Origin of the sequence: Lacrimispora sp. (genome assembly GCF_032078915.1) — a bacterium.
In the GTDB taxonomy this organism is placed as follows: domain Bacteria; phylum Bacillota; class Clostridia; order Lachnospirales; family Lachnospiraceae; genus Lacrimispora.
The window spans coordinates 1-12,166 of the sequence record NZ_DAMAUN010000132.1; the positions used below are offsets into that span (position 1 = coordinate 1).

The following is a 12,166-nucleotide window of genomic DNA, read 5'->3' on the forward strand; positions in this document are numbered from 1 at the left end:
TACACTACACAAAACAATCCCCGCCGCTCCGTTAATCATTGGAATGTATTTATCTTTAATCGTCTGGCTTTGCTTCATCCACTGCCCCAGCAGGTAAAGAACCACTGCCACTACGACCAGTTCTGGTTTCACATAATTTATGATCTCTTCCATAATAATCATTTCCTTTCCCCTTTCCCATTACAGAACCCCCTCCTTAAACCCTTCCGTCTGGTATTACCGCCTGATTTAATTGATGCTTTCTTTTCCTCAAACGTTCCTGCCTCCCCCGGATACGCGGCAGTTCCATACGTGATAGAATCATTACAAAAAAACCTCCAGGATGCCGGAGAAAACTCTGCTCATCCTGAAGGTTTTGATCTTAAATTGTTGTCAGTTGCCTGAACATATTTGCTGCATCCAGCTGCCCGTATCCCCAAATATTGTTTGGATAAACATTCACAGGGTCCCGTCTTGCCCCGCGAATCAACAAGCGGTTGATCTGATATCCGGTAACGGACGTATAGTTTCCCTTATTGTAGGCCCATTCCATGACCATGGCCGCGACCCCAGCCGCATGGGCAGCCGCAGCTCCGGTACCGGTAGCATTTCCATATCGAAAGTCAGGAAGCGCACAGGGAAGCTGGTAGCCGGGAGCACCCAAATCAGGTTTTACAAGCCCCAGTCTGGTATATCCTCTGCTTGACTCATTCAGTATAATTCCATCCAACTGATTATAGGCCGTAACTGTCAGAGGATGTGGGGCATCTCCCTGGGAAGTTATGGTTGTATCAGGACTGGAGTTTAAGAAAAAGGTCTCATTTGATATGAGATTACCGGAGGGCAGCCATGCATGATAGGAAAAACCTTCATTTTCAGTGCTGCCTACCCTGATACTCCAGGTTCCGGCAACTAAATTTTGAAAACGCACCAGAATCAACTGATCTCCGGTTTCCTCTTCAAAAATAATATTGTTCACCCAGACAATGCTGTCCACGGATTGAAAGACAATTTTTATGCAATCTGCAAAGGAAGGATAAATAATCTGGGAAGTCTCCCAGGTTGGAGCAATGATCTCTATAAAAAGCCTGGAAGGTATGTAAGGCCAGATTTCCATGGCAAATTCCCTATCATTGATTCCTACGTTTAACTGAAAGGTGTCTATATAAGGTGCGGTTTGAGTGCTGTTAAAAAAATGTCTTCCGTTATTGCCTTCATTTCCGGCAGCAATGGACACACCGATTCTTGGCAGCTGTACCAGATAATCCAGGTAAGCGGAGGAGGCACCTCGCCCGTCGTGCCCTCCCTGACTGCTTCCAAGGGCAATGCATATGACCAGAGGCCGGTTCAGCCTTTGAGCAGTAGTAACCAAATACCGGATTCCCAGGATGATGTCTGATTCCTGATAGCATAAGGCATTATCCGGAACAAAGAACAGTTTCTTTAAGTTATCCTTCGCTGTTTTTAGTTTTACTACCAGAAGATCCGCATCTGGAACAACACCGCTGAAGTTATAATCATCATTAGGCCTTCCGGCAATGATGCTTGCAATTGCAGTTCCGTGACGTATGGTATCAACTGTGGGAACAATCGAAAGAGGATTTTCAGAAATCAATGCAAAATTAATCAGCTCTCTGGTATATTCAGCACCGAAAGTAAACCCTCTTGGAGGTGTGCTTCCCACCTGGGTCTGATCCCATATAGACAGGATTCTGGTTGATCTGTCATTATACTTAAAAGCAGGATGGCGGTAATCAATACCAGTATCCACAATGCCAACAATTACCCCTCTCCCAATCAGGCCAAGGCCGGGAGTCCTCTGAACAGATCCTATGCCGGATTTCTCAATGCTGACCGATGACTCCAGGGTATATAAAGTCGGAAAGTAATGATAGGGATTTATCCCAAGATCACAGGGCTCCATCTGATCCTTTGGTATATGCAGCAAGGAATTCATATCATTCAGCGTGGTAATATTATCACCAGTATTATAAGATGGAACCAAGGCATTACTTATGATAAGATCATAATACCGATTATCCAGTATTTTTTCCATATTGCGGCCTCCTGCCTGTTTCAAATGAAGCATATGATATATTTTATGCAGAAGAGGTTCCAATATGAGCAGAAGAATATGCCACAATCCTGGGAATAAAATGGCAATAGTGTAGTAATGTGTATATTTATATTTTATATTGCAATTTATGATATATTTACAAAATATTAATGGATTATCTATAAAAATTTACTTATTTCCCTTTACTTAATCGATTATTTGCGCTATAATTTATATAACTCTTCTTTGGAGTGCCGTATTTCCCCAATCCTGCGGTGCTCCATTTTTTTATTTTTTCTCTCCTTTCACAGTATCTTCACATTTCCATCAAATTCTCAACACATTTCCACCTTATATTAATACAGGTAAACAGGCCAGCGAGACCTTTCATATACATATTTTCATACTCAGCCGACAGGATTCCCTCTCCTGTCGGCTTCTTCCATCTTTTGAGACATAAAACAAGATTACTCTATGAAACCACCGGGTTCCTATTCGGCAGCCGTTTTCTCCTGCCCATTTTCCGGCAGCTGGTGCCAGTTAAGTTTATCTATGACAGCACCATTTTGTTCCTGAGAAGAATCCTGTGCAGCGTTATCTTTCGAAGATCCACGGTCTGCTCCCCCCGTCAAACTTTCCTCGAATGATTCCTCTTCATTAACCTGGTCACCCTCCGTATCCGATTCCTCAGCCAGGGGTTCTTCTGTCAGATTTTCTTCCGGATACCCCTCTTCCGGACTTTCCTCTGCTGGACCTTCCTCTGTTTGATTTTCTTCTTCCTTATTTACTTCTTCCGTATTTTCTTCCGTATTTTCTTTTGCAGGTTCATTTCCTTCCTCTATCTCAGGTTTCTCTACCGCCTCTGCAACCGGTTCTTCCACGATTAATTTCCTTGCCTCCACATTCATATAATTTTGGATTTCCGGAACTGTTACCGTTATTTCATATGGCGCATAATTATTATATTCTGATAGTATCCTTACCTCATGCTCCTCTGAGGTGAAATTTTTGGCTAAAATGGTTAAACTGTACGGCTTTGTTCTCGTATTCAAGCTATAATCTGTGCCATTGGTCAACTTCTCGCCATCCAGATAAACCGTGTTGTAGGAGCTATAAAAATAGGAAGATGCATCGGTAGAAAATTGCAGATCTCCGTTTTCAAGCCACTCATCGGTTATATCCGGCAGCTTCTGGTACGGAGTGAAGGCAACATTACAGGAACGGTATCCCGGCACTGAGATTGTTACGTTATAGCCATAATAATTTGACAATGTACCGCTTAGCGTAATCGTTAACTGCTCTTCATCAGCGTCTTTGCTGAATCCTGTAATCGTCTGGCTGGAGGAAGAACGCTTTACGGATACGTGAGACTGGATCAGAGAATCCCACCATTCCTGGTTCCCATCCGCTACATGCAGGACGATTGTATTTTCTCCGCTTAAGGAGGTTCCGTTTTCTATTTCAAGCTTTGGTGCCGCTTCATAGGCAATATACTGCCCAAAGCTCATTTCTGTCTTTTGATATGCTTCATTATACAAGACCAGAAGGTTTTCTTCCTCTGTAAGCAGTGCAGCAGGAATATAAATTGTGCTGTATCCGCTGGTCGTATATCCAGTACCCTTCTTTAACTCGGATCCATTCAAGGATACCGTTGCTTTATCATAGAAATAGGAATCCGTGGTTGTCAGTTCCAGGCGTTCTTCGTCATAATTAATCACGCCTTTAACACTAACTGTTTTTAAGATTCTGACCTCAACCTGAGCTGCCCGGTATCCCTTTGCATTTACCGTAATCGTATAAGTACCAGGGCTGTAGGAACCAACCGTTGGCAAAGTCAGTCCATTTTCATTTTTGGTATAAGTGACAGCTGTTGAAGAATAAGAATCCGATAGTGTCACCGAACTGATATTATTCAGCCAATCGGCTGCCTCACCTGAAACCACCTCCACAGTTACGGTACCTTTCTGTACAACAGCTTCTGATTTTAGCACCGGAGCTTCTAATGGAGACACCAAATCTGCCGGAACAGTCCCTTCTAATATCTTTATTCCATAGCCGGAGGCATAAAGCTCAATTCTATATGGTGATCCGGCAGTAAAGTTATGAGGGAAAATTTCAATTCCTTTGCCATAGGAAGCAGTATAATCGGCAGCTTCTCCCTTTTTCAGTTCTGTTCCGTTTAAAACCACTTTTGTTACAGAGGAGCTTAAATAAGAGGCATTGCCGGTAAGCATTAAGCTGTAATTTTCCTGGTTCCACTGCTGGGTTGTGGCAGGCGGTGCTTTTACGGGAGTAAACGATATCGTTACTATATCGTATCCCGGTATGGCAATTTTCATGGTATATGTGTAATAAGAAGACATTGTAGTCTTATTTGAAGTGACTGTAAAACTGTTTCCGTCTTTTTCAAGAGAAAGGCCGGAAACACTGCTATAGGAATAGGTCAGAGCAAGATGATCAGCCTCTAAAGCCTGGAACCATTCCATCTCTTCGCTGTCTTCCTGCAAGGCTCCGATATCAAATACCACAGAAGAACCTTCTATCACTTCCCTTACGGTAACAGACGGCGCTTTCTTAGGTGTAACAAACGCTTCCGGGGAATCCACCTCAAGGCTGGTATCTTCATAACCCTTTGCCTGAATTTCAATCGTATTTTTTCCGTTTACCAGATAGCCGTAGGAAATATACAGATTATTGTAATCATTCGTAAAGCTTCCGGATTCCAGCCGGGTTCCATTGACTGTAATTGCCGTTATCTGATCTGTATAATATGAAAAGCCCGCTCTTAATTTCAACTGGCTGTTGGCGTCATCCCAAGTCGGTGTAAATGATGGAGCCTTATCTACAACAGAAAGAGAACCTTTTACATCTCCGAACCCAAAGGAATGGATCGTAACCTCATAATCTCCGGTATAATTCATGGGCCCGCTGATCGCATCTACTCTCAGGGTCATGGTTTTCCCGTCTGCAGATAAGGTATTACTTTCCTGATAGTAGTGGGTTTTGGTTTCACTGTAAGGAATCTCAATTTCAGTAATGGAACGGTACCACGATTCATTTTCCTCACTAAGCTTTATGACCGCGCTCTTTCCTTTCAAAGATGGAGCAATGGTCAGCTCAGGCGGATTGGTATTGTCTGTTTTTCCAGTTAAAAGTTCTACTTTTGTTCCGTAGCCGCCTTTGTCTGTTAAATACTTCACATACCTGGGCAGGTCCTCCGCGCTTTTCCAATTTCTGGTTTTTAAGTCTTTCCCATCTGTACTCAGGGTCAGGTCCTCATTTAACGCAGACAATTTCTCAGAAGGTTCCCATTTAGACAGAAAGGCCTCCACAGAAGAGGTTCTAATTCCCAGATTATCCGCAATTATGTTATTTGCTGCCAAATCAAACAATACAGCAATTGTGGCTGTCTCTTCCTTTCCCTCCAGACTGGCAGGAGGTGCGGTAGTAGCACTTGAGACCGCATCCGAAGCAAAGCTCTTAATACCTGCCGCGGTCCGGTTATCTTCCACTATAAGGATATCGCTTTCTTTCTCTTCCTGGATTTTGCTCTGCGCTTCTTCCAGCCCTTGGAGCTGGGTATCTACCGTAGTTTCCGAAGGCTTTATGAAGAGAGAATCCCCCTGCTTGATAAATTTTACATACTGGGTCAAGGGAATGGTTGCCTTAGTAAGCACCATATAGGGAACATCCGATGGAAGGGAAAGATTCGTTTCAACAAGCTCTTTCTCTGCCACAGTACTCTTTCCCGGCTCTCTCAGTGAAATAACAGATACGGTCCATTTCCCGGAGGTTATGGCCAGTGTATGGGTATTTTCATCCGGCAAAGGTATCTTTACCGTCCTGCCTGAAGTTGTCACAGGAGTAACGGACGATGTGGCATCTTTCCCTGCTATGGAATAACGGAACTCATCAAGCCCCTCTGCCTGGTCGGAAAAGGATATTACGGCATAGGGAAGCCCCTGAACAGATACGATCCCGGTTTGTTCCAGAACAACAGGACTTTTGCTTTCCCATGGATTTTCTCCGCCCTCCGTTCCATTATTTCCGGTATTCCCATTTTCGCTGTTTTCTCCTCCGGGTTGATTATTTTCTTCCCCTGGCTGATTGTTTCCTCCTCCCGTGTTCCCCCCTGTATTGTTGGAGGATTTGCTGCCAGAGCTGCTGCCATTGTAAGAATTCCGTGATGACTTTCCGTTCCAGGCCCCGCTGCCGTCCACATAGTATCCATCGGGCGTGTAACCATTTACCAGTGTTTCTCCTGACTGCTTGTCAAGATAATACCACTTCCCATTGATCTCTTTCCAGCCGGAAGCCATGGAACCGTCCGCATCCATGTAATACCACTTTCCACCAATCTCCTTCCAGCCGGAAGCCATGGAACCGTCTGGCTCCAGATAATACCACTTTTGATCCGCGTCCTGGTACCATCCCGTTCTCATATTTCCGTTCTCATCAAAATGATACCAATTGCCGTCATCGGTTTTCAGCCACGAACTCCTCTGTTCCCGGCCATCTTCCAGAATATAGCGCCACCTATCACCATCTTGCCTCCACTCTCCTGCAAACGGCTGGATAGTAAATACCAGGTTCATGGCAGTCAGAGCCGCCAGTAATTTAACCTTATTTCTATTTCTCATAGATACCTCCTTGCTTATGATTGAAGTTAGCCAAAACTAACTAATGTAGTATAAAATATTCCCTATCATTGGGCAAGCGGATAAACGAGAAAATTATTCAATTGATGTCCAGTGATAATTTATCACCAATAAAACAAGCAGGAAAGCCACTAAGCGGTTTTCCTGCCTGAAAATCTGTTTTAACCCTTGATTCCTGTGGAGGCGATTCCTTCCACCAGATATTTCTGCATGGTCAGGAAAATCAGAAAAATAGGAATCAGGGAAAAGGTTGCCATTGCAAACATCGCGCCCCAGTCTGAGCCGGCCGTTGGGTCGGAAAACATCTTTAATGCATAGCTGACCGGGTATTTCATAGGATCGCTTAAGAAAAGCAGAGCCGTCATAAAATCATCCCATCTCCACATAAAGGAGAAAATGGCGCTGGTCACCAGAGACGGTTTAATAAGAGGAAGAATGATCCTTATGAAAATGGAGTATATGGTGCATCCATCCATTCTGGCAGCCTCATCTAAATCAATTGGGATCCCCTTTATAAACTGTACATTTAAGAAAATGAAAAAGCCCTGGCCAAAAAACTGAGGTACAATGATGGGAAGATAGCTTCCCACCCATCCCATTTTGTTAAAAATAATATACTGGGGAATCATAATGATCTGGAACGGAAGCATCATGGCAAGCAGCATACATGCGAACCAGAAATTTTTAAACTTAAAATCAATACGGGCAAATCCATAGCCTATAATGGCGGAAGAAACCACCGCCCCGACCGTGGAAAGTCCTGCAATGATAAAAGAGTTCTTAAAAAACGTGCTGAAACCATAGCCGGCAAAGCCCTGCCAACCTACGCGGTAGTTTTCAAGTGAAAATTTATCAGGCAGCAGTTTGGCAGCCGTCCGGAATATTTCATTGGAGTTCTTAAAGGAACTCATCACCATCCACACAAGGGGATATATCATAACACATGCCAGCAAAAAGGTGAACACATGATAAACCACTGTGGTGGCTATTCTTCTTTCTCTATATCCTGTTTTCATATTTTGTCACCCTTCTGATTCGTAATATACCCATTTCTTCTGTGTCTTGAAAAGTATCAGGGTCAAAAGCCCTACTACAAGCACCATGAACCATGCCATTGCACAGCCGTAGCCCAGCTTATTATACGTAAAGGAATTCTGGTACATGTATACTGTATAAAACAGTGTGCTGTCCTTTGGCTTTCCCTGAGTAATAATATAGCTTTGGGTAAATGCCATAAAGCCGTTGATCAGCTGGTTAATCAAGTTAAAGAAAATTGTTGGTGTCAGCATTGGGATCGTGATCTTAAAGAAACGCTGAATGCCATTGGCACCATCTACGGTAGCCGCCTCATAAAGGCTTATGGGAATCTGTTTTAGCCCGGATAAAAATATGAGCATAGAAGAACCGAACTGCCAGACAGCAAGGATAATCAGGGTCCAGATAGCGGTATCAGCTCTTCCCAGCCATGCAATGTCGGACGGTAGTCCAAAAATACTTAAAATTGCATTGATCACACCGTCACTGGCAAACATCCGCTTCCAGAGAATTGCCACAGCCACGCTGGAGCCAATGATGGAAGGAAGATAATAAACCGCTCTGTAAAAACCGGACATCTTAGTGCTTTTTACAAGCAGCATGGCTACAAGCAGAGCCATGAGAAGCCGGAGGGGAACCGAAAACAGAACATAGTACATGGTCACGCCAAATACCTTCCAAAACTTTGGATCCGCTGTAAACATGGCCTTGTAATTTTCCAGACCTATAAAAACCGGTGATTTTAAAATATTGTATCTGGTAAACGAAAACCCTAAAGAAAAAATCATTGGTATGGCCAGAAAGGCAAGAAAGCCTATAATGAAGGGCAGGATAAATACATATCCTGCAACCTTCGGTGTGTTCATTACCTGGGAAAATGTTTTTTTTCTTTTGGGGGTCATTTGATTGTTCTTCATCTAATTCCCTCCAGACTATTCTGTCACTATTTTGCTGCTTCTTCCAAAATCTTTTTCGCTTCAGGTACAAAGCTGGCTGCCGCTTCATCGGCGGATGTATCACCATAGCGGATTGCTTCTACTACGCTCTTGGTCAATGCCTCAACTTCACCCTTGCCTGCTGGATCTGGAGCATCAATCGGTACCGCAATCTCAGAAACCTTTGCAACATAGTCAAATACCTTCTGTGCAACAGCATCTACCTTTGGTTTAATGGCATCAGCAACCTCAGTATTAACCGGGATTCCTCTTTCAGCCATAAGGATTTCATTACATTCTACGCTGTTGGTGAACCAGTCAAGAAACTTTGCAGCTTCCTCTTTGTTCTTGGAAGTTTCAGCAATAGAGAAGAACTGGCTTGGCTTTAAATACATATTCTGTGTCTCTTTGTTCAGAACCGGGTTCATCGTTACTTCTAACTCTCTTCCGGCTGCATTGGAAAGGCTGATAAACTGATTGGAATATGGGAAGTCATTCCATGTGGTCTCATCTACAATCGGTTTTGTTTCAATGTTATCCGGGTTCTTTTCAACAAGAATATCTGGTGCGATGGAGAATTCTGCCTTTTGGAATTTCTCCACATTGGCGAAATGTATCTTCGTGGAATCTTCATTGCCCGCAATTAACTCATCGAATATATGAGAACCATTGGCTCTTGCTGTCATCTGCAGCATATTGATCCAGCCGTCATAAGCAGTCTTTACCCCTGTTTTCTCGTATATGGTTTTGGAAATGTCATATAATTCATCATAGGTCATCTGATCAGGAATGGTCACTCCTGCCTTCTCTACAATGGCTTTATCATAAACCATCAGAGGTGCATTGCTTCCAAGGCTGAGAGCATAGCAGTTTCCATCGATAGAGCCGCTCTCAATGATGCTTGAAGGAATCTTTGAAGTATCAATAACGCCTGAGGATATGAATTCTGATAAATTAGCCAGCTGTCCGCTCTTCTGGTACTGGTTTAAGTAGGAATAGTCCATCTGGATGATATCCGGTAAGTTACCGCCGGCTGCCATTGCAGAAAGCTTGTCCCAGTAACCGCCCCAGTCAGTAAACTCAACCTTGATATCCACATTTGGATTTTTACTCATGTATAAATCCGCTGCTTTTTTTGTTACGTCATTTCTGGTCTGATTGCCCCACCAGCAAATGTTTAAAGTTACCTTATCTCCTGATGCTGTCTTGTCATCTGTTTTTGCAGTTGACGCCTCTGTTGCAGCAGCCGCTGTCGTCCCGGAATCCACTTTTTCTGTCTTGGAACCACAACCGGCTAAAGATGCCGCTGCAATTAATGCAGCCAGTGATGTTGCTAGTAATCTCTTTCTCACTTGTAAAACCTCCCTTTAAGTTATTTGTGATATTCACATTTTATGGCAAATATGCACAACGGTAAAGTTAAAATATGGCTTTTTATGATTAAAAAAACGGCTTTATGTGATTTTAGGCGGTTTTACAATTCCTTTTTTTATCTTTTTACTATATAATACGATTACTTGGGGAAAGGATATATGATTATGAAACGATGTACGTTCTGGTTTAATAACCTGTCTTTATACAAAAAAATACTGACCATTTTCCTTTTGGCCCTGCTGGCGGTTTGTATTACCTTCCTTATCAGCATCAGGATTCTTACCTCCCGCTATAATGAAGAGCTGTACCGCACCAATGCCAATTCCTTAAATCATGTGACCACTTATCTGGAATCGGAAATACAGCTGATCCAAAGCATATCATACAACATGATCGGTGACCCCATCCTTCAGAATAATCTGGTGTTTTTAGCTGAGAAACCTTACAGCAACCGAAGAGCCCAGGCCCGCCAGGAAATTTATCAGCAGCTTTATTCCTATGTTTACCGCAGCAAATATATAAAATCCATTAATATTATCCTGACTGACGGAACGAATATCTGTATGGGAAGCTCAGACGAGATCCTTAAATTCGACCTTAAGGAGCTTGATAAAACAACCAGTGACTTAAAAGGACAAGCCACCTGGGTTCCAGGCATAGAACCGGGAAACGATACGGTATGCGCCAGGCAGATATTAAAGCTGAAATACTTAAGCTTAAAAAAGCTGGCCGGGCTATACATTACAGTTAACATGGAGCGAATGATTGAGGACGGCTTAAAAAGCGCCGGGAGCCTTGTGGAAAATTCTAATTTCATCCTGATGTCAGGAGATAAGAGGATTTACCCTGCAACTGCCTTTCACGACGGGTACTGCGCGGAAATCATTGCCGGCAACAAACAGCAGGAGAACGCCTATCTCATTTCCACACTGGACAATAAAAAGGAATTTATCATTTTCGGTCATGTTCCGTATGTGGGCTGGGATTATATTTATTTCAGGGATTATAATCCGCTTTTTTACAGAATTCAGCTTATGAGCTTTCAGATCATTATATTTACCGTCTTTATCATATTTATCACCGCAACCTATGTCAACCAGATTTTCCGCCATATTTTCCGCCACCTGGATTATTTGATCGAAAAGATTCAGAAGTTCGGCAGCGGGGAGTCCCTGGCCTGTGATGTAAAATGCTATGACTATGAAAACCGCCAGGACGAAATCGGCCAGCTTCACCGGAGTTTTGATGAAATGACCCACAGCGTAAAGGTCCTGCGGGATGAAAATTATGACAAACAGCTTCTGCTTAGGGATTCCACCATTAAGATGCTCCAGCAGCAGATCAATCCCCACTTTTTATACAATACCCTGGATACGATCAACTGGATGGCGCAGAAATACGGAGCCGAAGATATCTCGGTTATGGTTCGTTCCCTTGGAAACTTATTCCGGGCCTCCATTGCCGGACAAAAAGACATCATCTCACTTGAAGATGAACTGGAGGTGCTGGATAATTACATCCGCATTCAGGAAATTCGTTTTAAGGACAGGCTTCACTTTGAACTTAAGATCCCGGAGAACATTACCCATATATCCGTTCCAAAGTTCTGTATTCAGCCCCTGGTTGAAAACGCCTTAAAACACGCCATGGAGGATACGGATGAAATGTGCAGGATACAGGTCATCGTAGAGGAAATGGAGAACGATTATGAGATCCGGGTATCCAATACCGGTTCCCGGTTTGAATCGGACCTTTTAGAAAAGATCAGGCACAAAGAGATCAAGCCCCAAGGCTCCGGTGTGGGCCTGACCAACATTCATTCCCGGTTAAAGCTGCTCTATGGAGATCATTATGGCCTGAAGTTTTATAACGAAAGAGATATGGCAGTGGTAATGCTGTCCATTCCTAAGGAAAAGGAGATTTGATATGTTGAGACTGATGATTGTAGATGATGAACAGATTATAAGAGAGGCCCTTTCCCAAATGATCGACTATAAGTCCATCGGCTATGAACTCATCGCCACTGCGAAAAACGGAATGGAGGCATACGATATCATCTGTGACGATTATCCGGATGTGGTGATTACGGATATCCGTATGCCTATCTTAAACGGCCTGGACCTTATTGA

General features: G+C 43.3%; 8 protein-coding genes. 2 read left to right on the forward strand and 6 right to left on the reverse strand.

What is annotated here, in order from left to right; translation table 11 throughout:
* The 6 genes from RT269_RS30290 to RT269_RS28090 all read right to left on the reverse strand — a co-directional run.
* A partial coding sequence (locus RT269_RS30290; protein WP_313187671.1) for a phage holin family protein occupies positions 1-162 on the reverse strand: 162 nt, incomplete at its 3' end.
* A gap of 199 nt (positions 163-361) precedes the next feature.
* Complete coding sequence (locus RT269_RS28070) at positions 362-2,035, reverse strand: S8 family peptidase (RefSeq protein WP_313187662.1); 1,674 nt, start codon at positions 2,033-2,035, stop codon at positions 362-364.
* 491 nt (positions 2,036-2,526) lie between these two features.
* Complete coding sequence (locus RT269_RS28075; RefSeq protein ID WP_313187664.1) at positions 2,527-6,675, reverse strand: hemoblobin-interacting domain-containing protein; 4,149 nt, start codon at positions 6,673-6,675, stop codon at positions 2,527-2,529.
* Between the two features lie 179 nt (positions 6,676-6,854).
* Positions 6,855-7,709 (reverse strand): carbohydrate ABC transporter permease, encoded by an 855-nt coding sequence (locus RT269_RS28080; RefSeq protein ID WP_313187665.1) that lies wholly within the window; start codon positions 7,707-7,709, stop codon positions 6,855-6,857.
* 6 nt (positions 7,710-7,715) lie between these two features.
* A complete protein-coding gene (locus tag RT269_RS28085) occupies positions 7,716-8,645 on the reverse strand; it encodes a sugar ABC transporter permease (RefSeq protein ID WP_331664253.1) in 930 nt (309 codons plus the stop codon).
* A gap of 26 nt (positions 8,646-8,671) precedes the next feature.
* Positions 8,672-10,015 (reverse strand): ABC transporter substrate-binding protein, encoded by a 1,344-nt coding sequence (locus tag RT269_RS28090; RefSeq protein ID WP_313187667.1) that lies wholly within the window; start codon positions 10,013-10,015, stop codon positions 8,672-8,674.
* Between the two features lie 186 nt (positions 10,016-10,201).
* On the opposite strand from RT269_RS28090, the gene RT269_RS28095 reads away from it, so the two are divergent.
* Positions 10,202-11,962, forward strand: a complete 1,761-nt coding sequence (locus tag RT269_RS28095) for a sensor histidine kinase (protein WP_313187669.1) — start codon at positions 10,202-10,204, stop codon at positions 11,960-11,962.
* 1 nt (position 11,963) lies between these two features.
* Positions 11,964-12,166: response regulator (locus RT269_RS28100; protein WP_313187670.1), on the forward strand; the 203-nt coding region annotated here is incomplete at its 3' end.